Origin of the sequence: Herbaspirillum sp. 3R11 (assembly GCF_004563925.1) — a bacterium.
Lineage (GTDB): Bacteria > Pseudomonadota > Gammaproteobacteria > Burkholderiales > Burkholderiaceae_D > Herbaspirillum.
The window spans coordinates 471,311-493,576 of sequence record NZ_SPNJ01000002.1; the positions used below are offsets into that span (position 1 = coordinate 471,311).

The 22,266-nt window shown below is 61.4% G+C and carries 25 protein-coding genes and 1 tRNA gene; 20 read left to right on the forward strand and 6 right to left on the reverse strand.

Annotation, left to right across the window (positions count from 1 at the left end; genetic code table 11):
* Positions 1-107 precede the first annotated feature (107 nt).
* From hisA to tatC, 8 genes are all read left to right on the forward strand, one after another.
* Positions 108-899, forward strand: coding sequence for a 1-(5-phosphoribosyl)-5-[(5-phosphoribosylamino)methylideneamino]imidazole-4-carboxamide isomerase (hisA, locus tag E4P32_RS10425; RefSeq protein WP_116434263.1), 792 nt, complete (start codon positions 108-110; stop codon positions 897-899).
* Positions 896-1,660, forward strand: coding sequence for an imidazole glycerol phosphate synthase subunit HisF (hisF, locus tag E4P32_RS10430; RefSeq protein WP_053195368.1), 765 nt, complete (start codon positions 896-898; stop codon positions 1,658-1,660). The genes hisA and hisF overlap by 4 nt, the downstream gene beginning before the upstream one ends.
* Entirely contained in the window at positions 1,657-2,109 is a 453-nt protein-coding gene (gene hisI, locus E4P32_RS10435; RefSeq protein WP_116434262.1) for a phosphoribosyl-AMP cyclohydrolase, read from the forward strand. Before hisF ends, hisI begins: the two co-directional genes overlap by 4 nt.
* On the forward strand, positions 2,106-2,450 hold the full coding sequence (locus E4P32_RS10440) for a phosphoribosyl-ATP diphosphatase (protein ID WP_116434261.1): 345 nt from the start codon (positions 2,106-2,108) through the stop codon (positions 2,448-2,450). The genes hisI and E4P32_RS10440 overlap by 4 nt, the downstream gene beginning before the upstream one ends.
* An 82-nt stretch (positions 2,451-2,532) precedes the next feature.
* Positions 2,533-2,916 (forward strand): histidine triad nucleotide-binding protein, encoded by a 384-nt coding sequence (locus E4P32_RS10445; protein ID WP_116434260.1) that lies wholly within the window; start codon positions 2,533-2,535, stop codon positions 2,914-2,916.
* Positions 2,917-2,999: 83 nt separating this feature from the next.
* The gene (tatA, locus tag E4P32_RS10450) at positions 3,000-3,221 is read left to right on the forward strand and encodes a Sec-independent protein translocase subunit TatA (protein WP_016834683.1); all 222 of its coding nucleotides are present in this window, start codon (positions 3,000-3,002) and stop codon (positions 3,219-3,221) included.
* 140 nt (positions 3,222-3,361) lie between these two features.
* The gene (gene tatB, locus E4P32_RS10455; protein WP_116434259.1) at positions 3,362-3,862 is read left to right on the forward strand and encodes a Sec-independent protein translocase protein TatB; all 501 of its coding nucleotides are present in this window, start codon (positions 3,362-3,364) and stop codon (positions 3,860-3,862) included.
* A gap of 42 nt (positions 3,863-3,904) precedes the next feature.
* Entirely contained in the window at positions 3,905-4,678 is a 774-nt protein-coding gene (gene tatC, locus E4P32_RS10460; protein ID WP_116434258.1) for a twin-arginine translocase subunit TatC, read from the forward strand.
* A gap of 70 nt (positions 4,679-4,748) precedes the next feature.
* On the opposite strand, the gene E4P32_RS10465 is transcribed toward tatC, so the two are convergent.
* Positions 4,749-5,435 (reverse strand): DUF2461 domain-containing protein, encoded by a 687-nt coding sequence (locus E4P32_RS10465; protein WP_016834680.1) that lies wholly within the window; start codon positions 5,433-5,435, stop codon positions 4,749-4,751.
* A 14-nt stretch (positions 5,436-5,449) separates the two neighbouring features.
* Positions 5,450-6,622: a Do family serine endopeptidase gene (locus E4P32_RS10470; protein WP_116434257.1), complete on the reverse strand. Its 1,173-nt coding sequence runs from the start codon at positions 6,620-6,622 to the stop codon at positions 5,450-5,452.
* Between the two features lie 25 nt (positions 6,623-6,647).
* Between E4P32_RS10470 and E4P32_RS10475 the strand changes: the two genes are divergently transcribed.
* Complete coding sequence (locus E4P32_RS10475) at positions 6,648-7,418, forward strand: Nif3-like dinuclear metal center hexameric protein (RefSeq protein WP_116434256.1); 771 nt, start codon at positions 6,648-6,650, stop codon at positions 7,416-7,418.
* A 74-nt stretch (positions 7,419-7,492) separates the two neighbouring features.
* Here E4P32_RS10475 and mscL read toward each other — a convergent pair whose 3' ends face one another.
* Positions 7,493-7,924, reverse strand: coding sequence for a large conductance mechanosensitive channel protein MscL (mscL, locus tag E4P32_RS10480; RefSeq protein WP_116434255.1), 432 nt, complete (start codon positions 7,922-7,924; stop codon positions 7,493-7,495).
* A gap of 269 nt (positions 7,925-8,193) precedes the next feature.
* On the opposite strand from mscL, the gene petA reads away from it, so the two are divergent.
* From petA to E4P32_RS10515, 7 genes are all read left to right on the forward strand, one after another.
* Positions 8,194-8,802: a ubiquinol-cytochrome c reductase iron-sulfur subunit gene (petA, locus tag E4P32_RS10485; RefSeq protein ID WP_116434254.1), complete on the forward strand. Its 609-nt coding sequence runs from the start codon at positions 8,194-8,196 to the stop codon at positions 8,800-8,802.
* 2 nt (positions 8,803-8,804) lie between these two features.
* Positions 8,805-10,211, forward strand: coding sequence for a cytochrome bc complex cytochrome b subunit (locus E4P32_RS10490; protein WP_116434253.1), 1,407 nt, complete (start codon positions 8,805-8,807; stop codon positions 10,209-10,211).
* A 22-nt stretch (positions 10,212-10,233) separates the two neighbouring features.
* Positions 10,234-10,998: a cytochrome c1 gene (locus tag E4P32_RS10495; RefSeq protein ID WP_116434252.1), complete on the forward strand. Its 765-nt coding sequence runs from the start codon at positions 10,234-10,236 to the stop codon at positions 10,996-10,998.
* 93 nt (positions 10,999-11,091) lie between these two features.
* Positions 11,092-11,703, forward strand: a complete 612-nt coding sequence (locus tag E4P32_RS10500; protein ID WP_016834673.1) for a glutathione S-transferase N-terminal domain-containing protein — start codon at positions 11,092-11,094, stop codon at positions 11,701-11,703.
* 141 nt (positions 11,704-11,844) lie between these two features.
* A complete protein-coding gene (locus E4P32_RS10505) occupies positions 11,845-12,336 on the forward strand; it encodes a ClpXP protease specificity-enhancing factor (RefSeq protein ID WP_116434251.1) in 492 nt (163 codons plus the stop codon).
* Between the two features lie 24 nt (positions 12,337-12,360).
* Positions 12,361-12,436, forward strand: a tRNA-Thr gene (locus E4P32_RS10510).
* Between the two features lie 291 nt (positions 12,437-12,727).
* Positions 12,728-13,720 carry an SLAC1 anion channel family protein gene (locus E4P32_RS10515; protein WP_116434250.1) on the forward strand — a complete coding sequence of 331 codons (993 nt, stop codon included), beginning with the start codon at positions 12,728-12,730 and terminating at the stop codon, positions 13,718-13,720.
* Positions 13,721-13,732: 12 nt separating this feature from the next.
* Here E4P32_RS10515 and E4P32_RS10520 read toward each other — a convergent pair whose 3' ends face one another.
* Both E4P32_RS10520 and E4P32_RS10525 read right to left on the reverse strand, forming a co-directional pair.
* Positions 13,733-14,698 carry a GlxA family transcriptional regulator gene (locus E4P32_RS10520; RefSeq protein WP_116434249.1) on the reverse strand — a complete coding sequence of 322 codons (966 nt, stop codon included), beginning with the start codon at positions 14,696-14,698 and terminating at the stop codon, positions 13,733-13,735.
* Between the two features lie 111 nt (positions 14,699-14,809).
* The gene (locus tag E4P32_RS10525; protein WP_116434248.1) at positions 14,810-15,436 is read right to left on the reverse strand and encodes a flavin reductase family protein; all 627 of its coding nucleotides are present in this window, start codon (positions 15,434-15,436) and stop codon (positions 14,810-14,812) included.
* Positions 15,437-15,562: 126 nt separating this feature from the next.
* On the opposite strand from E4P32_RS10525, the gene E4P32_RS10530 reads away from it, so the two are divergent.
* The 4 genes from E4P32_RS10530 to E4P32_RS10545 are packed head-to-tail and all read left to right on the forward strand — an operon-like array spanning position 15,563 to position 20,286.
* Positions 15,563-17,452, forward strand: a complete 1,890-nt coding sequence (locus E4P32_RS10530; protein ID WP_116434247.1) for an ABC transporter permease — start codon at positions 15,563-15,565, stop codon at positions 17,450-17,452.
* A complete protein-coding gene (locus E4P32_RS10535) occupies positions 17,449-18,225 on the forward strand; it encodes an ABC transporter ATP-binding protein (RefSeq protein WP_116434246.1) in 777 nt (258 codons plus the stop codon). The genes E4P32_RS10530 and E4P32_RS10535 overlap by 4 nt, the downstream gene beginning before the upstream one ends.
* Positions 18,222-18,947, forward strand: a complete 726-nt coding sequence (locus tag E4P32_RS10540) for an ABC transporter ATP-binding protein (protein ID WP_116434245.1) — start codon at positions 18,222-18,224, stop codon at positions 18,945-18,947. Before E4P32_RS10535 ends, E4P32_RS10540 begins: the two co-directional genes overlap by 4 nt.
* Before the next feature lie 28 nt (positions 18,948-18,975).
* Positions 18,976-20,286 carry an FAD-dependent oxidoreductase gene (locus E4P32_RS10545; protein WP_255419421.1) on the forward strand — a complete coding sequence of 437 codons (1,311 nt, stop codon included), beginning with the start codon at positions 18,976-18,978 and terminating at the stop codon, positions 20,284-20,286.
* A 24-nt stretch (positions 20,287-20,310) separates the two neighbouring features.
* On the opposite strand, the gene E4P32_RS10550 is transcribed toward E4P32_RS10545, so the two are convergent.
* Positions 20,311-22,062 carry a sensor domain-containing phosphodiesterase gene (locus tag E4P32_RS10550; RefSeq protein ID WP_116434244.1) on the reverse strand — a complete coding sequence of 584 codons (1,752 nt, stop codon included), beginning with the start codon at positions 22,060-22,062 and terminating at the stop codon, positions 20,311-20,313.
* Positions 22,063-22,266: the final 204 nt, after the last annotated feature.

Sequence of the window (22,266 nt, forward strand, 5' to 3'; positions counted from 1 at the left end):
TTTTTGCTTAATTTTCACTCAGTTCTTTTTCCAACCGGCAAGCCATGCGCATATCGAACACCGTGCGCTGACCTGTCCTTCACTTACTCAACGTCATTACCGTAGCCATGCTGCTGATACCTGCCATCGACCTGAAAGACGGTCATTGCGTTCGCCTGAAGCAAGGCGATATGGACCAAGCCACCGTATTCTCCCAGGACCCCGCCGAAATGGCGCGGCACTGGCTGCTGCAAGGCGCGCGTCGCCTGCATCTGGTCGACCTCAACGGCGCCTTCGCCGGCAAGCCGAAGAACGAATCGGCCGTCAAGGCCATCCTCAAGGCGGTGCGTGATTTCGCCACCGAGAACGACGTCGAGGAAATCCCCGTGCAACTGGGCGGCGGCATCCGCGACCTCGACACCATCGAGCGCTATCTTGATGACGGCCTGTCCTACATCATCATCGGCACCGCCGCGGTGAAGAATCCGGGCTTCCTGCACGATGCCTGCAGCGCGTTCCCGGGCCAGATCATCGTCGGCCTCGACGCCAAGGACGGCAAGGTCGCCACCGACGGCTGGAGCAAGCTGTCCGGCCATGAAGTGATCGACCTGGCCAAGAAATTTGAAGGCTACGGCTGCGAAGCCATCGTCTACACCGACATCGGCCGCGACGGCATGATGGGCGGCGTCAACATCGAAGCCACCGTGCGCCTGGCGCAGGCGGTCTCGATCCCGATCATCGCCTCCGGCGGCGTGCACAACATCAAGGACGTCGAAGCCCTGTGCGGCGTGCAGGACGAAGGCATCGAAGCGGTCATCTGCGGCCGCTCGATCTACGAAGGCACGCTGGACCTGAGTTCGGCGCAGGATCGCGCCGACGAATTGACGGAGTCCGAAGGGTCCGACAGCGAACCATCATGACACTCGCAAAACGCATCATCCCCTGTCTCGACGTGACGGCCGGTCGCGTCGTCAAAGGCGTCAATTTCCTCGAGTTGCGCGATGCCGGCGACCCGGTTGAAATCGCGCGCCGCTACGACGAGCAGGGCGCGGACGAAATTACCTTCCTCGACATCACCGCGTCCTCGGACGGCCGCGGTCTGCTCCTCGACATCATCGAAGCGGTGGCCTCGCAAGTCTTCATTCCGCTGACCGTCGGCGGCGGCGTGCGCGCAGTTGACGATGTACGACGCCTGCTCAACGCCGGCGCCGACAAGGTCGGCATCAACACATCAGCGGTGACCAATCCGCAACTGGTGGAAGACGCGGCGGGCAAATACGGTTCGCAATGCATCGTGGTGGCGATCGACGCCAAGCGTACCGGCGAAGGCAAGTGGGAAGTCTTCACGCACGGCGGCCGCAACGCTACCGGGCTGGACGCGGTCGAGTGGGCGCGCAAGATGGCGCAACTCGGCGCCGGTGAAATTCTGCTGACCAGCATGGACCGAGACGGCACGCGCAGCGGCTTCGACCTGGCGCTCACGCGCGCGGTGTCGGATGCGGTGGCGATTCCCGTGATCGCCTCGGGCGGCGTCGGCGGCCTGCAGGATCTGGCCGACGGCATCAAGCAGGGCAAGGCCGATGCCGTGCTGGCGGCGAGCATTTTCCACTATGGTCAACACACCGTGCAGGAAGCGAAACGTTTTATGGCGGATCAAAATATTCCGATGAGGCTGGCATGAGCATCAGTGCAAAATGGCTGAACAAGGTGAAATGGGATGAAGTCGGCCTGGTGCCGGTGATCGCCCAGGAAGTCGGCTCCAACGACGTGCTGATGTTCGCCTGGATGAACCGCGAAGCGCTGGCTCGCACCGTGCAGACCGGCGAAGCGGTGTACTGGAGCCGCTCGCGCAAGAAGCTGTGGCACAAGGGTGAGGAATCCGGCCATTTTCAGAAGGTGCACGAAATCCGCCTCGACTGCGACGAAGACGTGGTCTTGCTCAAGGTTGAGCAAGTGGCCGGCATCGCCTGCCACACCGGCCGTCATTCCTGCTTCTTCCAGAAGTTCGAAGGCAATGCCGACACCGGCGAATGGCAGACCGTCGAGCCGGTGCTGAAAGACGACGAAGCCGCGCCGGCCAAGGAAAAGCCGAAGCGTGTGCGCAAGACAGCTCCGAAGGTAACGCCATGAGTGAAACACTGCGCCGCCTTGCCGACGTGATCGAGTCGCGCAAGCTGGCCAATGGCGGTGACCCCGCCACATCGTATGTCGCCAAGCTGTTTTCCAAGGGCGACGACGCCATCCTGAAAAAGATCGGCGAAGAAGCCGCGGAAACTATCATGGCCGCCAAGGACGCGCGCGTCAGCGGCGACGCCTCTAAGGTGCTCTACGAATGCGCCGACCTGTGGTTCCACTCGATGGTCATGCTGGCGCATTTCGACCTCAAGCCGCAGGACGTGCTCAACGAACTGGCGCGTCGCGAAGGCTTGTCCGGCCTCGAAGAGAAGGCCGCTCGTCCGGACAATGCATGACAACGCATCAGCAGAATCAACGCATAAAAATTCACGACCGTAAAAACGGCGATTGATCGAGACACCATCAGGAGGAGCAGCTTTGGATAACTGTATTTTTTGCAAGATCGCCGCCGGTGAGATCCCGTCGAAGAAGGTCTACGAAGACGACGACGTGCTGGCGTTCCACGACATCAACCCGGCCGCGCCTGTGCATTTCCTGATTATTCCGAAACTGCACGTCGCCACGCTGGCCGATTGCGGCGAGAAACATGCGGCGCTATTGGGTAAAATGGCCCTGCTTGCGCCAAAACTGGCGCAGGAACAGGGATGCGGCTACCAGCTTGACGCGACCGGCAACAAGACCGGCGGTTTCAAGACGCTTTTCAATACAGGCCCGGACGGCGGCCAAGAGGTGTACCATCTCCACATGCATGTCATTGGCGGCGCCCATCCGTGGCGCACCAAGTCCGTGCTGCAGGGATAAGGACAACGCATCCGGCCTGGCAGGAATATTGCATCAAAGATTTATTTGAATACAGGGCACGCGTGTCCGCTTAGGAGAGAAAAATGGGTTCGTTCAGTATCTGGCATTGGTTGATTGTTCTGGTAATCGTCATGGTGGTGTTCGGCACGAAGAAGCTGGGCAATATGGGTTCCGACCTGGGCAAGGCCGTCAAGGGTTTCAAGGATGGCGTCAAGGGCGAAGAAGAAGACAAAGACAAGCCTGTCGCCAAGGATCAGACCATTATCGACGTGCAAGCCAAAGACAAAGAAAAATCCGGCAGCTGAGTCTTCCGTTGACGCCCGCACCGCTTTGCCATTTGTGGTTTGGCCAGGCTGCGCGGGCTATCGTTGTTCCTGATGCCCCGCCAGCCCGGCCTCGCGCACGCTGATTTTCCCGGCATTCACTTTCGATTGTTACCCTCGCAATGATTGATATCGGTCTTACCAAGCTGGCTCTCATCGGCGTTGTCGCGCTGGTCGTCATCGGTCCCGAGCGTCTGCCCAAGGTGGCGCGCATGGCCGGTTCGCTGTTCGGCCGCGCGCAACGCTACATCAACGAGGTCAAGACGGAAGTCAGCCGCGAGATAGAGCTGGAAGAACTGCGCAAGATGCAAAAGGACGTGCAGGACGCCGCCGGCGACGTCCACGACAGCATTTCCAAGACCGTCACCGACGCCGGGAATTCCATCCACGACGCCTGGAACGACAGTAGTTCCGGCAGTAGCACCAGCTGGAGCACCACGCCAAGTCCGGAAGCGCTGGTCATCAAGGCCAAGAATTTCCGCAAGAAGAAACTGGCCCGTACTTCGGGCGTTCCTTCCTGGTACAAGAATCAGAGTGGCCGCCGCACCCGCGTGATTTCCGCAGCGGCGCGCGTGGCCAAATATCGTCCTATCGGCGCCGGCAAATCGGCCGGTTTTTTCTAATCCCGATGGACTTGTTTTCCATCCCACTCCTGCAGTAATTCCATGGCCGAAGAACAGAAAACGTCAGGTAGCGAAGATACCTTCATTTCGCATCTGATCGAATTGCGCAGCCGCGTGGTGAAAGCGTCGGCAGCGGTGCTCATCATTTTCCTGTGCATGATGCCGTGGTCCGCGCATATCTTCGACTTGCTGGCGGCGCCGATGATCAGTGCGCTGCCGGTCGGCAGCAAAATGATCGCCACCGGCGTCATCACGCCGTTCCTGATCCCGGTCAAGGTCACCATGCTGATGGCCTTCATGATCGCGCTGCCGTGGGTGCTTTACCAGATGTGGGCCTTCGTCGCGCCGGGTTTGTATTCGCACGAGAAGCGCCTGGTTGCGCCGCTGGTGATTTCATCTTCGCTGCTGTTCATCACGGGCGTGGCGTTCTGCTACTTCTTCGTGTTCGGGGTGGTGTTCCCGTTCATCAACAACTTTGCGCCGAAGTCGGTCTCGGTGGCGCCGGATATCGACAGCTATGTCGACTTCGTGCTGACCATGTTCCTGGCGTTCGGCATCACCTTCGAAGTGCCGATCATCGTGATCGTGCTGGTGCGCATGGGCCTGGTGCCGCTGGCCAAGCTCAAGCAGATCCGTCCCTACGTGGTGGTCGGCGCTTTCGTCATCGCCGCCGTGGTGACACCGCCGGACATCATGAGTCAGCTGTTGCTGGCAGTGCCGCTGTGCCTGCTGTATGAAGTCGGCCTGCTGGTGGCGCCGATCTTCGAGAAAGCCACGCGCGCGCCGGAAGAGCGTGAGGACGTCGTCGGCAGCTGACCGGCGCAAACCTCAGGCATTAAAAAGGCCACTGCATGCAGTGGCTTTTTTGTTTGCGGCGAAATTGACTTCACTCCGCAATGATCAGCGGCACCTGGCGCAACCAGCTCACCAGCGGATAGGCATCCTTGAATCCGGCCAGCACTTCCTTGCCGATATCGGCCGGGATCTTTTTCTTGATGCTCGATTCCTTCCAGACGATGAAGTTCTTCAGCTTGATGTATTCGAGATGCGGGCTGTCGGCGTCGAAGCCCTTGGGCGGACGCGTCAGCTTGCCTTCTTCCTGCAAGCCGCCGTAGTTGTCCTTGATGGCCTTGTTCCTGAGCACCTTGCTGAAGCCGGCGGCGTCTTCGATCACGCGCTGGCGAATCGCGCGCAGACGGTCCGACGGCGGCATGTATTCGCCGCCCGCGATCAGCAGCTGACCGTCGGCGTCAATATGGAAGTAGTAAGCCGGGCCGCCGCCCGAGCTCGGCTTCTTCAGGCCGCTGGCGGTCAGGGACGCAGAGAAGTGTGTCTTGTACGGGCTCTTGTCATGCGAGAAGCGCATGTCGCGGTTGATGCGGAACAGCGCCTTCTTCGGATTGCAGCTAGCCATGATGGGATCGAACTTGCTGATGTCGGCGATCAGCTGCGTCACCAGTTCGAGGAACTCCGCGCGCAGGATGTCGTAGCGCGGCTTGTTCATGACGAACCAGGCGCGATTGTTGTTCTCCGACAGTTCGGCGAGGAATTGCGTCAGGTCACGGATATGCATGTTGCGTTCTTTCCTTACTCTCGTTCTTCACGTTTCGGCGGCGGACGTTTGCCGACGACGATTTCCAGCGTGGTCTCCTGCGCCTTGCGCAGCACCGTCATCTTCGCCTTCTGCCCCGGGATCAGCTGGGCGATCAGGTTCAGCATTTCGGTGGTGTCGGTGACCGGTTTTTCTTCCACGCTGATGAGGATGTCGCCCGGCTTCATGCCGGCCTTGTCGGCGGGGCCGTTCTTGAGCACGCCGGCGATGATGGCGCCGGTCTTCTTGGTCAGGCCGAAGCTCTCCGCCAGCTCAGGTGTGATGTCCTGCGGCTCGACGCCGATCCAGCCGCGCACCACCTGACCGTGGTTGATGATGGCTTCCATCACGGTTTTTGCAGTCGACACGGGAATCGCAAAGCCGATGCCGAGGTTGCCGCCGGTGCGCGAATAGATCGCGGTGTTGACACCCAGCAGGTTGCCGTTGGTGTCGACCAGCGCGCCGCCCGAATTGCCCGGATTGATGGCTGCATCGGTCTGGATGAAATTCTCGAAGGTGTTGATGCCGAGGTGATTGCGGCCCAGCGCCGAGATGATGCCCATGGTGACGGTCTGCCCGACGCCGAAGGGATTGCCGATGGCCAGCACGATGTCGCCGACGGTGGCCTGCTCGACGTGCGCCAGCGTGATCGCAGGCAGGTTCGGCAGGTCGATCTTGATGACGGCCAGATCGGTCTCGGGATCGGTGCCGACCACCTTGGCGGACGCCTTGCGGCCGTCGGCCAGGGCTACCTCGATTTCATCGGCGGCTTCGACCACGTGGTTGTTGGTCAGGATGTAACCTTGCGGGCTGACGATCACGCCCGAGCCGAGGCTGGATTGCTTGTCGTCCTGCTGCTGGTCCTCGAACTGATCGCCGAAGAACTTCTTGAAGAACGGGTCATCCATGAATGGATTTTTTTGCGGCCGCGCTTCCGTCGTGGTGAAGATGTTGACCACCGAAGGCATGGCCTGGCGGGCGGCGTCGCGATAGGAGTTCGGGGTGGGGGCGCCCGGTGCGGCTTCCTGCATTTGCACCGTGGAGGAGGCGGAACGGACCCGGGAACCGAGCGTACCGCTCGCCCAATCGGGCTTCAAGGTAGCTACAATGAACCAGACCGCCAAACCGACAGTCACGGTTTGCGCAAACAACAGCCAAAAACGTCGCATATTGAAATAAAGATGAGGATGAAAGATGACCCTGCGCACAGCAAATAGGGAAGAGCTTGCCAACTACCTGGCGCAAACGCTGAATATCGCACAATACCGCGATTATTGCCCAAATGGGCTACAGGTGGAAGGGCGCGGGGAAATCGGCCTGGTCGTCAGCGGCGTCACCGCCAACCAGGCGCTGATCGAAGCGGCGCTTGATCTCAAGGCCGACGCCATCCTGGTGCACCACGGTTATTTCTGGCGTGGCGAGGACGCACGCGTAATCGGCACCAAGCACAAGCGCCTCAGGGCGCTGCTGGCCAACGACGTCAATCTGTTCGCGTATCACCTGCCGCTGGACGGCCATGCGGAACTCGGCAACAACGCGCAACTGGCGCGCCAACTTAGCCTGGTCGGCAGCGACCGTTTCGGTGAAGACAAGCTGGGCTGGCTGGGCGTACCCGAAGCCGACGCCAACATCGCCACCGTCGGCGACCTGGCGCGCCTGATCGAGCGCCGCCTCGGCCGCGCGCCGCTGCTGATCGGCGATGCCGACCAAGTGCTCGGCAAGATCGCCTGGTGCACCGGCGCCGCGCAGGGTTTCCTGGGCGACGCCATTGCCGCCGGTGCTTCGGTCTACATCAGCGGCGAAATCTCCGAACCGACCGTGCACCTGGCGCGCGAAACCGGCGTCGCCTACATCGCCGCCGGCCATCATGCGACCGAGCGCTACGGCGTGCAGGCGCTGGGCGCGCATCTCGCGGACCACTTCGGCATCCGGCATCAGTTCGTTGACATCGACAATCCGGTCTGATTTCCTGTATTCCGCCTCTGCATGAAAAAAGCCCGCATCGCGGGCTTTTTCGTTGGAAGAGGGTCGGAGTTCGCTTACTTCTTCAGCGAATCGCGGATTTCGCGCAGCAGCACGATGTCTTCCGGCGGTGCGGCAGGAGCAGCCGGCTCCGTCGCTTTTTCATGGATGGCCAGGTCGCGCGCCTTGTTGATCATGCGCACCATCTGGAAAATGATGAAGGCCAAGATCAGAAAGTTGATCAAAATAGTCAGGAAATTGCCGTAAGCGAACACCGCGCCGGCTTTCTTCGCTTCAATCAGCGTCAGCTGCGTGCCCTGGCCGTTGAGCGGCAGGTAATAGTTGGCGAAATCCAGCCCGCCGAAGATGCGGCCCACGACCGGCATGATGATGTCCTGTACCAGCGATTCGACGATCTTGCCGAACGCACCGCCGATAATCACGCCCACTGCCAGGTCGACGACGTTTCCCTTTAGCGCGAAAGTGCGGAATTCTTGCATCATGCCCATCTTTTTCTCCTAGAAATTGTTGCAAAACAATGCAGTCGGTTATATCGTGCTTCGATTAAAAAGTAAATTGCTGGCAATTTATTGCACAATACAAAGCACGAGACATTCAGGGCCTTTTAAGGCTCTATGGAAGACTTGAAATATTAAAAAAGTTCCATAAATTGCATTTCCCGAATCTTATTCGCTTTAAAAGGCATGCCAGGTTAGTTATAATCTAGGGTTGCTGGAAGTTCCGTGCAGTTTTCGTATTTTCACTAATTGGGGTTGGTATGAGTAACGAAAAACAGGTCGACTCCAGTCGACGCGGATTGCTCGTCGCCACGTGCGCGGCGGGTGGTGTGGCTGGATTGGCTACAGCGGGGGCGTTTGTTTCTACCTTTCAACCATCCGAGCGCGCCAAAGCCGCCGGTGCACCGGTTGAAGTAGACATTTCCACGCTGGTCCCGGGCGAGATGCGCACCGTAGAGTGGCGCGGTAAGCCGGTGTGGATCCTCAAGCGCACGCCGGAAATGCTCGAGACGCTCAAGAAAGTCGACGCCCAGGTGGCCGACCCGGAATCCAAGCGCACGGAATTCTCGACCACGCCTGAATACGCCCTCAACGAATGGCGTTCGATCAAGAAGGACCTGCTGGTCGTGGTCGGCATCTGCCCGCACCTCGGCTGCTCGCCCAGCTCCAAATTCCAGACCGGCGCGCAACCGTCGCTGCCGGACGACTGGCAGGGCGGTTTCCTGTGTCCTTGCCACGGTTCGACGTTTGACCTGGCGGGCCGGGTATACAAAAACAAACCGTCCCCAGACAACCTCCAGGTTCCACGGTATATGTTCGAAGGTGACACCAAGCTGGTCATCGGCAAAGATGAGAAAGGCGAGGCGTAACCATGGCTGCATTCCACGAAAAACAATTGCCAAAAGACGCACCGGTATCCGCCAAAGCATTGAACTGGGTTGACGCCCGCTTCCCTCTGACTTCCACTTGGAAAGCACACCTTTCCGAGTACTACGCTCCCAAGAATTTCAACTTCTGGTACGCCTTCGGTTCGCTGGCGCTGCTGGTGCTGGTCATTCAGATCGTGACCGGGATTTTCCTGGTGATGCACTACAAGCCCGACGCCACGCTGGCGTTCGCTTCGGTCGAATACATCATGCGCGACGTCCCATGGGGCTGGCTGGTGCGTTACATGCACTCCACCGGCGCCTCGGCGTTCTTCATCGTGGTCTACCTGCACATGGTGCGCGGCCTGCTGTACGGCTCCTATCGCAAACCACGCGAACTGGTCTGGCTGTTCGGCGTCGCCATCTTCCTGTGCCTGATGGGCGAAGCCTTCATGGGCTACCTGCTGCCATGGGGCCAGATGTCGTACTGGGGCGCACAGGTGATCGTCAACCTGTTCGGCGCGATTCCTTTCATCGGTCCTGACCTGTCGCTGTGGATCCGCGGTGACTACGTCGTCTCCGACGCCACGCTGAACCGCTTCTTCTCGTTCCACGTGATCGCGATTCCGCTGGTGCTGATCGGCCTGGTCGTGGCGCACATCATCGCGCTGCACGAAGTCGGTTCGAACAACCCTGACGGCGTTGAAATCAAGGAAAAGCTGGACGCCAACGGCATCCCGCTGGACGGCGTGCCGTTCCATCCTTACTACTCCGTGCATGACATCATGGCGGTTGCCGTGTTCCTGATCGTGTTCACCGCCGTCGTGTTCTTCGCGCCGGAAATGGGTGGCTACTTCCTCGAATACAACAACTTCGTCCCGGCCGATTCGCTGAAGACGCCTCCGCACATCGCACCGGTCTGGTACTTCACGCCGTTCTACTCGATCCTGCGCGCCACGACATCCGACTTCATGGCCTATCTGATGGCCGGTGTCGCCGCCTACGTTGCGCTGCTGGTGTTCCGCTCCCAGCGCAGCGGCATCTTCAAGATCGCCGCCATCGTGATCGGTGTGGCCGTGATCGCCGGCATGGCCATCTTCGACGCCAAGTTCTGGGGCGTGGTGCTGATGGGCGTGTCCGTCATGATCCTCGGCGGCCTGCCGTGGCTCGATCATTCGCAAGTCAAGTCGATCCGCTATCGTCCAAGTTGGCACAAATATGTCTACCTGGTCTTCGGCGTCGCTTTCGTGGCCCTCGGTTACCTCGGCGTGCAACCGCCGACCGCCGTCGGCACCACGATCGCCCAGATCGGCACCTTCATCTATTTCGGCTTCTTCCTGTTGATGCCATGGTGGAGCGCATTGGGCCGGTTCAAGCCGGTTCCTGACCGCGTTACCTATCATCCGCACTAAGCCAGCCGCCAAGAGGATAAAAATGACATTGCTGAAAAGACTGATCGCGACTCTCGTGCTGCTGCCGGCGCTGGCTTACGCCAACGAAGGCGGCTACCCGCTGGACAAGGCGCCGAATCGCACCACCGATGTATCGTCGCTGCAAAACGGCGCCAAGCTGTTCGTCAACTATTGCCTGAACTGCCACTCGGCGTCAGCCATGCGTTACAACCGCCTGCGCGACATCGGCCTGACCGAAGACCAGATCAAGAACAACCTGCTCTTCACCGGTGAAAAAGTCGGCGACCTGATGAAGACCACCATGCTGCCGCAAGACGCCAAGGCATGGTTCGGCGCAGTGCCTCCGGACTTGTCCGTGATCGCCCGCGCCAAGGCCTCCGAAGCCGGTTCCGGTCCGGACTGGATCTACACTTACCTGCGTACCTACTACAAGGACGACAGCCGTCCGACCGGTTGGAACAACATGGTTTTCCCGAACGTCGGCATGCCGCACGTCCTGTGGGAACTGCAAGGCATTCGCGCGCCGAAGTTTGCAGAAGAGAAAGATCCACATGAAGAAGGCAAGACCATCCACAAATTTGTGGGTTTTGAACAGTTGAAACCGGGCAAGTTATCCGCGCTCGAATACGACAATGCGGTGGCTGATCTGGTCGGCTACTTGCAATGGATGGGCGAACCCGCGCAAAATACGCGTAAGCGCCTCGGCGTCTGGGTTTTGCTGTTCCTGGGCTTGTTCCTGGTGTTGGCATGGCGTCTGAACGCCTCCTTCTGGAAAGAAGTCAAGTAAAGCAGAGTTTTTCGTGCCCGCGCAGTCTGCGGGTGTACGTATCGGGGTGAGGCGTACGGCGTCTCGCCCCTTTGTTTCTAAGGCACTACAAAAATGATGGTTCTCTACTCGGGCACAACCTGCCCATTCTCGCAACGTTGCCGCCTTGTCCTGTTCGAAAAGGGCATGGACTTTGAAATTCGCGACGTCGACCTGTTCAACAAGCCGGAAGACATCTCGGTCATGAACCCATACGGCCAGGTGCCGATCCTGGTCGAACGCGATCTGGTGCTGTACGAATCCAACATCATCAACGAATACATCGACGAACGTTTCCCGCATCCGCAACTGATGCCGGCCGATCCGCTGATGCGCGCGCGTGCACGCCTGATGCTGTTCAATTTCGAAAAGGAATTGTTCATCCACGTCCACACGCTGGAAAACGAAAAGACCAAGGGCGCAGAAAAAGCCCACGAAAAGGCCCGCTCGGAAATCCGCGATCGCCTGACCACGCTGGCTCCGCTGTTCCTGAAGAACAAGTACATGCTCGGCGACGAATTCTCCATGCTCGACGTCGCGCTGGCGCCGTTGCTCTGGCGTCTCGACCACTACGGCATTGAACTGTCGAAGACCGCAGCGCCGCTGATGAAGTACGCCGAACGCATCTTCTCGCGTCCTGCCTACATCGAAGCGCTGACGCCTTCCGAAAAGGTCATGCGTCGTTAATCGACAAAGCTCAGCAGCACGCAGCATCAAGCATCATCGCGCCTCGCCGGTTGATCCACACAAGGGACAATCGGCGAACGCATTTAAGACCGCCGCTTAGCGCAAGCCAGCGCAGTCAGTCTTTCCGGATCGGTTTACGTCATGCCAGAAGTGTCTACCAAACCCTATCTCCTGCGCGCCATTTACGAATGGTGCACGGACAACGGCTATACGCCGCATATTGCGGTCGTCGTGGACGCCAGCACGCGCGTCCCCATGCAATTCGTCAAGAACGGCGAGATCGTCCTGAACATCAGTTTTGAAGCCACCAGCGGCCTCAAGATGGACAACGACTTCATCAATTTCAGCGCCCGTTTCGGCGGCGTATCGCGCGACATCTCGGTCCCGGTCGAGAACGTCATCGCGATTTACGCCCGCGAAAACGGCCAGGGCATGGCCTTCGAAGCGCCGGCCGTACTGGCCGCCGGCGAGACCGAAGATGCCCCTGAATCCGCACCGGGATCCCTGCCGCCACCTGGCCTGGCATCGGTCCCGACCGCAGACAAAACCAACGCTAATAACAAGCCCGCACCCGACGATGAGCCGGAACCACCAAAAAAAGGTGGAAGGCCTGTACTAACCAGAATTAAATAGGTTATAATCGCCGTCTCAGTTTTTGCTGGCTTAGCTCATCTGGTAGAGCACCTGACTTGTAATCAGGGGGTGGCGGGTTCAAGTCCTGCAGCCAGCACCAAGTTTCAAAAGAAAAGGCCCACCGTTTGGTGGGCCTTTTTTTGTCTTCAGTTCGTCATCGTGAAACATGGGAGCGCTTTTGCGCAAGCTTGCCTCGGCTTCATGCCGGCGAATCAATCCTTCAACTCCATTCTCCCAGGCAAGCACTGTGGCGTCCCGTCACAGCCCCTGATCGTTTTCGGGACAAGCAATCACGCTTTGGGGACAAACGCCGCCGGCGGCGAATCAAGCGCGCAGCGCTCATGCAGAATCCAGACATACGGTGACACACCGCATCCCACATGGAGTCTGTATGGAAACTGCCTCAACCAGCCGCGCTGCCATTCCGGCCGCGCGCACGCAATCTGTCCGTCATATGCCGATCGGTCTGTTCGGCTCCGTCATGAGTATCGCCGGCCTTGCGCTGGCCTGGCGTCTGGCCAGCAAGGCCTATGGCGTCACCATTGCCGTGTCCGACACCATCGGCGTCGTCGCACTGGCGCTATTCGCAGTGCTGGTGCTGTCCTACCTCGGCAAGCTGGTCCTGCATCCGGAAATCGTGAAGGCGGAGTTCGCACATCCTGTCAGCGGCAGCTTCTTCGGCACCGTCGGCATCAGCATCATGCTGCTCTCTAGCGTGATCGGCAGCTACAGCAGTTCGGCGCAGCTGGTGGTCTGGTGCATCGGCACCGTCATCACGCTGGCCCTGAGTGTGCTCATGATCTCGCGTCTGTTGAACGGCAACGCCGCGCCGGCGAGCGCGGTGCCGGCATGGCTGATCGGCGGCGTCGGCAGTCTCGACATCGTGGTGACGGGCGGCAGCTTCACGACGAGCTGGACGCATGAGGTGAATCTGCTGGGGGCCGCCATCGGCAGCGTCAGCGCGATTGTTTTCTTCATCCTGATTTTTTCGCGGCTGATTCATCACGATCCGCTCAGCGCCGCCATGCGTCCGTCGAAGATGATCCTGATGGCGCCGTTCGCGGTCGGCTTCATCGCCTACGTCAACCTGGCGCAGAAGGTGGACATGTTCGCCGCGCTGCTTTTCTACTTCGGGCTGTTCCTGTTTGCGATCATCCTGTATCGCCTGCTGGTGAAGCCGGCGCCGTTCTCGTCGACATGGTGGGGCATCGGCTTCCCGATGGCGGCCATGACCAATGCGGCGTTCATCTACGCCGGTGCGGTGGGAGGAAAGGGATTGGGACTCATCGCGGCGTTTCTGCTGTTCGTGCTCACGACCTCGATCATCGTATTGTCATTCCGTACGCTGCACGCCTTGCTTACCGGACGTTTGCTGAGCGCTTAGTTCGGTCCAGTCTCAAGTGCGATCCGCGCGAAAACCGTCTCTGTAAGTCTTCGGCGTGGTGTTCAGCTGACGCGAAAAAATCATGCGCATCTGCGTCGCGTTGCTGAAGCCGCAGCGGAAGGCCACGGTCTTCAGCGGCACGTCGGTTTCTTCCAGCAGCTTGCGCGCGAAGTCGATGCGGACCTGTTCGACGAACACCGACGGCGTCACGTTCGCATGCTTGGCGAAGGCGCGCGAAAAGGTGCGGCGGCTGACGCCGACCGCATCAGCGATTTCTTCAATGGTCAGAGCGTCGCTGATGTGGTCGGTGACGTATTTCAGCACCTTGGCAACCAGCGAATCCTCATTTGGTCCGACCGCGAGATAAGGGCTGTATTGCGACTGACCACCCTCGCGGCGGATGTAGACGATCAGGCGCTTGGCCACCTTGATGGCGAGCTCGTGGCCCCAGTCTTCGGCCACCAGCGCCAGGCACAGATCGATGCCGGCGGTGACGCCGCCGCAGGTGAACAGATTGCCGTCGCGCACAAAGATCTTGTCGGGCCGGACGTTCAGTTCGGGGAACTGTTTGGCGAGACGCTCGGCATGATCCCAATGTGTCGTCACTTCGCGGCCGGCCAGGAGTCCGGCGTGCCCCAGCAGGAAGACGCCGTTGCAGACCGCGCCGAATTTCGCCGCGCCGCGCGCCCGTTCGTTCAGCCAATCCATGAAAGCCGGGTCAGGCCGGTATTCCGGCACGCGCGGTCCGCCGGCCACCAGCAGCAAGTCGCTGTCGGCATGGAAATTCGGATAGTCGACATGCACCCGGAACTCCATTCCGCTGGAGCACATGACGCTGTCGGGACGTTCGCCCACCAACGTGATCTTGTAGTGATCCTTGGCCGGCAGCAACAGGTTGGCCTCCGAGAACACATCCAGGGGACCGGCTACGTCCAGCGCTTGCACGCCGTCAAAGACAACCAGGGTCAGCTTCTTCATACATCGTTCCTTGCGGCTTTGCATGCCGGGTTTTTATTGTTGGTTCGGCGCGCGCATGCGGCCGGGGTCCAACTTTATCAGGAAATCCCGGCGTTTTTATCTCGCTTCCCTTCATTTCTCCCAGCCGCGTGGACGCGACAATTCAAAGTTGGCGTCGCTGCGGGTGCGGCCGTACCAGTCGCCGCCCATGCGCGCCAGCAGATTGAGTTTGACCGGATCCGGCAGCTGCTTGTCGTTGAGGATGTTCGCGTCGAAATGCGCGGCCAGCACGCGGCCCAGCAGGATGTGGCAAGACGGCGCGTCAGCGGGATAGGGCGTGCAGCTGACCAGTTCGCATTCGAGGCTGACCGGCGCCGCCGCGACGCGCGCCGGCCGCACCAGCGTCGAGGGAGCTGTGGCAATGCCGCAGCGTTCGAATTCGCTGACGTCGGCGTCGTACGAAAATGAGGTTTCGTTCATGGCGTCGGCCATGTCGAAGCCGACCAGGTTGACCACCAGCTGGCCGGTTTCCTGCACATTGCGCACGGTGTCCTTGATGCCGCCGTCGCGCTGCACCAGCGGCGAAACCATCACCGTCGGCGGTTTGCCTGTGATCATCTGGAAGAAGCTGAACGGCGCCAGGTTGCTCACGCCGGCAGCCGACACGGTGGACACCCAGGCCACCGGGCGCGGGATCACGGCCGAGGCCAGCCAGCTATACGCCTGGCGCGGATCAACCTGGGAAAAATCGAGAAACATGCAGACTCCATTGTTGGCAAGGTGGGCGCACAGGACGTTTGGCGGCGCGGCATCGTATACTCTAGCCCAATATTCCCCGATGGCGTGCGCGCAAGCCGCAGCGCCGTCCTCCGGCAAATACATGCAATGACCTTTTCCAGCCTCGCAGTACAACTGATCAACGGCCTCGCCGACGCTTCCGCCATGTTCCTGGTGGCGGCCGGCCTGTCGCTGATTTTCGGCGTCACGCGCATCGTCAACTTCGCCCACGGCTCGTTCTACATGCTCGGCGTGTTCATCGCCTATACGCTGGTCAGCCTGATCGGCGCCAGCGGCGTCGGCTTCTGGAGTGCGGTGCTGTTGTCCGCCTGCGCGGTGGCGCTGCTCGGCGCACTGGTCGAGATCACCATCCTGCGCCGCATTTATCGCGCGCCCGAGCTGTTCCAGTTGCTGGCGACATTTGCGCTGGTGCTGGTGTTGAAAGACGCCGCCCTCTACCTGTGGGGACCGGAAGACCTGTTCGGTCCGCGTGCGCCCGGCCTGGCCGGATCGGTGGAGTTCCTCGGCCGTCGCCTGCCGCAATACGACCTGGTGCTGATCGTCATCGGTCCGGTCGTGCTCGGCCTGTTGTGGCTGCTGCTCAATCGCACGCGCTGGGGTACGCTGATCCGCGCGGCGACCCAGGATCGCGAAATGGCCGGCGCGCTCGGCATCAACCAGTCGTGGCTGTTCACCGGCGTCTTCGCGCTCGGCTGCTTCCTGGCCGGCCTCGGCGGCGCGCTGCAGGGGCCGCGCATCCCGGCCACTCTGGCGCTGGATCTGGAAACCATCGGCAACGCCTTCGTGGTGGTGGTGGTCGGCGGCATGGGTTCCATCGGCGGCGCTTTCCTGGCGGCCTTGCTGATCGCCGAAATCAAGGCGCTGTGCGTCGCTTTCGGCCAGGTCTCGATTGTCGGCGTGGTGGTCTCGCTGTCGAAGTTGACGCTGGTGGCGGAGTTCCTCGTCATGGCGCTGATCCTGGTGTTACGACCCTGGGGCCTGCTCGGCAAGCCGCAGGTCGCCAATCGTGTCGCCGGTCCGCCCGAGGCGCCGCTGCGCCCGGCAAACGCCATGCAACGCCGTCTCGGCCTGGCCGGCCTCGTCCTGCTGCTGGCAGCGCCGCTGCTTGCCGGCAGCTTCCCTTACCTGAGCGTCTTGCTGGTGGAAATATTCATCGCCGTGCTGTTCGCCGCAAGCCTGCATTTCATCATGGGGCCGGGCGGCATGCATTCCTTCGGCCATGCCGCGTATTTCGGGTTGGGCGCCTATGCGGCAGCGCTGGTGTTGACCGGCCTGCACCTGCCGATGGAAGTGGCGCTCATCGCCGGCCCGTTGGCGGGCGCAGTCGGCGCGCTGCTGTTCGGCTGGTTCTGCGTGCGGCTGTCGGGCGTCTACCTGGCGATGCTGACGCTGGCGTTCGCGCAGATCGTCTGGGCCATCGTGTTCCAATGGGACGAGGTCACCGGCGGCAGCAACGGCCTGGTCGGCATCTGGCCTTCGGCCTGGGCAGCATCGCCGACAGCTTTCTACTATCTGGCGCTGGCGTTCAGCGTGGCGGGCGTGTTGTTGCTGCGGCGCGTGCTGTTTGCGCCGTTCGGCTACGCCATGCGCGCCGGCCGCGATTCGCCTCTGCGCGCGGAAGCCATCGGCATCAACGCCAAGCGCGTGCAATGGATGGCCTTCATCGTCGCCGGCCTGTTCTGCGGCATGGCCGGCGCCTTGTTCGCGTTTTCCAAGGGCAGCATTTCACCGGAAGCGATCAGCGTGAGCCGCTCGGTCGACGGCCTCGTGATGGTCATGCTGGGCGGCATCCAGACGCTGTTCGGACCGGTCGCCGGTGCGGCCGTGTTCACCTGGCTGCAGGACGTGATCGCGCGCGAGACGGATTACTGGCGCGCCCTGTTGGGAGCGGTCATTTTGGCGCTGGTGCTGTTGTTCCCCGCAGGTATCGCCGGCGTCTCGAACAGATGGCGCAAGAATGCAGGGGAGGTCGCATGAGTCTGCTGCAAGTACGCGACCTCGGCAAGAGTTTCGGCGGCGTCAAGGCGCTCGACGGCGTGTCGTTTGACCTGCCTGAAGGACAGTTGCTCGCCCTGCTGGGGCCGAACGGCGCCGGCAAGTCGACCTGTTTCAACATCCTCAACGGCCAGTACAGGCCCGACGCCGGCACGGTGCACTTCGACGGCCGCGAGATCAGCAATGCGCGCAGCAGCATGCAGCCGCGCGACGTCTGGCGTCTGGGCGTCGGCCGCACCTTCCAGATCTCCGCCGCCTTCAATTCCTTGACCGTCGTCGAAAACATCCAGATGGCGCTGATCTCGCGCGAGCGCAAGGTGTTCAGCCTGTGGCGTCCGGCGGCCAGCAGGTATCGCGATGAAGCGATGGAATTGCTGGCCACGGTCGGCATGGCCGCGCAGGCGCAGCGTCCCTGCGCCGTATTGGCTTACGGCGACGTCAAGCGCGTCGAGTTGGCGATCGCGCTGGCCAATCGTCCGCGCCTGCTGCTGATGGACGAACCCACCGCCGGCATGGCGCCGGGCGAGCGCAACGAACTGATGGCGCTGACCAAAGAACTGGTGGTCGCACGCAAGCTCTCGGTGCTGTTTACCGAGCACAGCATGGACGTGGTGTTCGCCTTCGCCGATCGCATGATCGTGCTGGCGCGCGGCCGCATCATCGCGCAGGGCGACGGCGAGACCATCCGCAATCATCCGCAGGTGCAGGAGGTGTATCTGGGCACCGGCAAGACATTCGAAAAGGAAGCGCGATGAGCGGCGTGCAGACAGACAGCCTGTTGCGTGTCGAGAATCTCAACGCCTGGTACGGCCAGGCCCACATCCTGTTCGATGTCGGCCTGGAAGTCCGGCGCGGCGAAGTGGTGGCGCTGATGGGCCGCAACGGCGCCGGCAAGTCGACCACGATGAAAGCCGTCATGGGATTGCTCGATCGCGCCGACGGCAAGGTCGTGTTTCGCGGCCAGGATATCAGCCGCGCGCAGCCGCACAAGATCGCGCGCATGGGCATGGGTTACGTGCCGGAAGACCGGCGCATCTTTTCCGAACTGAGCGTGCTCGAGAACCTCGAAGTCGGCCGCCAGCCGCCGCGGCCCGACGCCTTCGCGTGGACGCCGCAGCAACTGTTCGAACTGTTCCCCAATCTCGGTGAAATGCCGCAGCGCGCCGGCGGCCACATGAGCGGCGGCGAGCAGCAGATGCTGACCGTCGCGCGCACGCTGATGGGCAATCCCTACCTGGTGCTGCTGGACGAACCGTCCGAAGGCGTGGCGCCGGTGATCGTCGAACAGATGGCCGACATGATCCTGCGCCTGAAGCAGGCCGGCATGGCGATCCTGCTGTCCGAGCAGAACCTGCATTTCGCCGGACTTGTCAGCGACCGCGCCTACATCCTGGAGAACGGCCACATCCGCTACCAGGGCACGATGCAGGAACTGGCGCGCGATGACGCCGTGCGCCGCGCTTACCTGGCAGTGTAGTGACGCCAAACTGCGTATACTTGTGCCCATGACTACGCCCACTTCCTCCGCTTCTCCCACGGAAATTTCCGCCACCTCCACCCAGCGCCGCGTCGTCGTCATCGGCGCCGGTGCGGTGGGGTTGATGAGCGCGCTGCATGCGCTCGACCAGGGTTTGCAGGTGACCATCGTCGATCCGGGGCAGCCGGGCGGTGAGCATGCCTCAAGCTACGGCAACGCCGGCTGGCTGTCTTCGCATTCGGTGCTGCCGCCGTCCGAGCCGGGCGTGTGGAAGAAGGTGCCGGGTTTCCTGGCTGATCCGCTGGGGCCGCTATCGGTGCGCTGGCGCTACCTGCCGCGCACCTTGCCGTGGCTGTTGCGCTATCTGGTGGCCGGTTCGACGACAGCGCGTATCAGCTCGACTGCGGCGGCATTGCGGCCGCTGCTGCAGGGCGCGGCGCCGCTGCATAAAGAAATCGCGGACCGCGCCGGCGTCGGCGACCTGATCGACCTTGGCGGTCTGCTGCACATCTATCGTTCGCGCGAGCACTTCGAAACCGACGCGCGGGGCTGGGGCATTCGCCGCAAGCTTGGCATCGGCTGGCAGGAATTGTCTGCGCAGGAACTGCACGCACGCGAACCGGACCTCGATCCGGCCTACGGTTTCGCCGTGCTGATTCCGGAAGCCGGGCATTGCCGCAATCCCGGAGCCTATATCGCCGCACTGGCGGCGCATGCCTGCGCACGCGGCGCGCGTCTGACGACGGCGACTGCGACAGGTTTTCGTTTTGAAGGGAAGAAGCTGGCGGCGGTGCAGACCGACGCCGATGACATCGTTTGCGACGCCGCCGTCATCGCCGCCGGTGCGCAGTCGAAAGCATTGGCCGCGCAAGCCGGCGACAAGGTGCCGCTGGAAACCGAGCGTGGCTACCACGCCATGGTGCTCGCCCCCGAGGGCCGGCCGCGTACGCCGATGATGATCATGGACCGCAAGGTCATCGCCACACAGACCGAAGAGGGATTGCGCGTGGCGGGGCAGGTCGAGATTGCCTCTTTCGATGCGGCGCCGGACTGGCGGCGCGCCGAGATCATGCGCGACCTCGCATTGAAATTATTCCCGGCGCTGCCGCGCGACCTGCCTGCGAATCGCGTGCGCTACTGGCTGGGCCGTCGTCCCAGCATGCCGGACGGCTTGCCGTGCATCGGGCCGTCGTCGCGCAGCGCCGACATCATCCACGCCTTCGGCCACGGCCACATCGGCCTGGGATCATCGGCGCGTACCGGTCGCCTGGTGGGCCAGTTGCTGGCCGGGCAATTGCCCGAGATCGACCTGGCGCCGTTCAGTGCGCAACGCTTCTGATCTGGTAGCTCTGCCGGGCTGGTTTCAATTCAGGTAAGTCAAAAATTCTTCCGCCGCCACCGGCCGCGCGAAGAAATATCCCTGCACTTCATCGCAGCCCCATTCCTTCACCAGGCCCATGATCTCTTCCGTCTCGACGCCCTCGGCGACGATGCGGTAGTCGAGGTCTTTGGCCAGCGCGATGATGGAGCGCACGATGCGCTGGTCGCGCTGGTTGGCGTGGACATTGCGGATCAGCGATTGATCCAGCTTGACCGTTGTCGCCGGCACATATTGCAGGTAGGAGAAATTGCTGTAGCCGGTGCCGAAGTCGTCGAGCGCAATGCTCATGCCCAGGCTGCGGATATCGTGCAAGGTTTGCAGCACCTTCTCGCTGTTCATCCACAAGCCTTCGGTGCACTCGATCTCGATCTGGGACGGCGAAATGTCGTAGCGATTGCACAGTTCGGCCAGGCGGGCGCAGATGTTGGGTTCTTCCAGATTGCGCGCCGAGACGTTGAGCGCGATCTTCGGACGCTTGCCGATCGCGGCCCATGCGCGCATCTGGCGGAACGCGCTTTCCAGCACCCAGTCGGTCACGGGTTTGACCAGCGCCGTCTTTTCCACCAGCGGAATGAATTCAGCCGGCGAAATCGCGCCGAGCTCGGCGTGCGTCCAGCGCAGCAGCGCTTCGGCGCTGTGGCAGGTATTGCTGGCGAGATCCAGCTTGGGCTGGAACACCAGACGGAATTCGTCGGCGTGCAGCACTTGTGGAATATCGTTCAGCAAGCGGAAGGCGCGCCGGTGGGTGTCGTCTTCCTGCTCGTTGTAGATTGACCAGCGGCGTTGTTCGCTCTGGGCCTGCTTGATCGCCGCCAGCGCCTTGCGCGGCGCATCGAGCACGCCCTCGCGGTCGGTGTGGAAGCTCACCATGCCGGCGTTCAGCACCAGGTTCAGCGGAATGTTCTGGATATGTAGCGGCGCGTCGAAGGCGTCATCCATGCCGCCTAGCACCGCGTGAAAACTCTCCACGTCATGCGCATGCGACAGCAGCGCGAAACGCGTGCCGACGATGTGGAACACCGTCGCATGTTCATGCATCAGCGACTGCAGGCGTCGCCCGGTATTGCGCACCAGTTCATCGTAGGCCGCTGCGCCGAGCGCGCTGGCGATATCGTGCGCCGCAGCGGCGTCGGGCATGTCGAGATAAACCAGTGCACGTTTTTCGGTCACGCCCATGGCCGCCAGCAGGTCGAGTTCATCGGCCAGCTGATGTGAATTGGCCATGCCGGAAATCGGATCGAGGCGGTCGACCGCGCGGCGCAGCGACAGGTGCGACATCACCAGCGCGGCCATGCGTTGCAACTGGGCGCGGTCGTCTTCACTCAGCGTGCGCGGCACCTTGTCGGCGATGCAGAAGCTGCCGATGGCGTGGCCGTCGGCGGTCAGCAGCGGCGCGCCGGCATAGAAGCGCACCGCGCTCGGACCGGTCACCAGAGGGAAATCGCGGAAACGCGGATCGAGGTGGGTGTCTTCGATCACCATCGTTTCGGCAGTGCGGATGGTGTAGTCGCAGAACGATTCCTTGCGCGGCGTCTCGCGCATGGTCATGCCGACGCTGCGCTTGATCCACTGGCGCTCGCCGTCAATCAGCGAGATGAAGGCCATCGGCACCTTGAAATGGCGCGCCGCCAGGTGGGTGATGTGTTCCAGTCCGTCCGCCACCTTGCTGTCGAGCACGGCCAGCGCATCAAGTTGTCGCAAGGCCAGAATGCGCTCTGTTTCTCGGGTATCCATTACTGCTGCCTGTAGGTAATTTTTATGATGGGTGCATAGCTATGCATTGGTATGCATACCAGCCTGCGCCGGCTGCAACCCCCTCGCAACCGTGCCGACTGCACATGATAGCGGTTGCCGAAAAAACAAGCACGGGCGCATGTAATTCCTCTGAAGAAAGCATGTGCTTTCATCCACTCAGGAAAAGCCCGATATTCGCCCGCA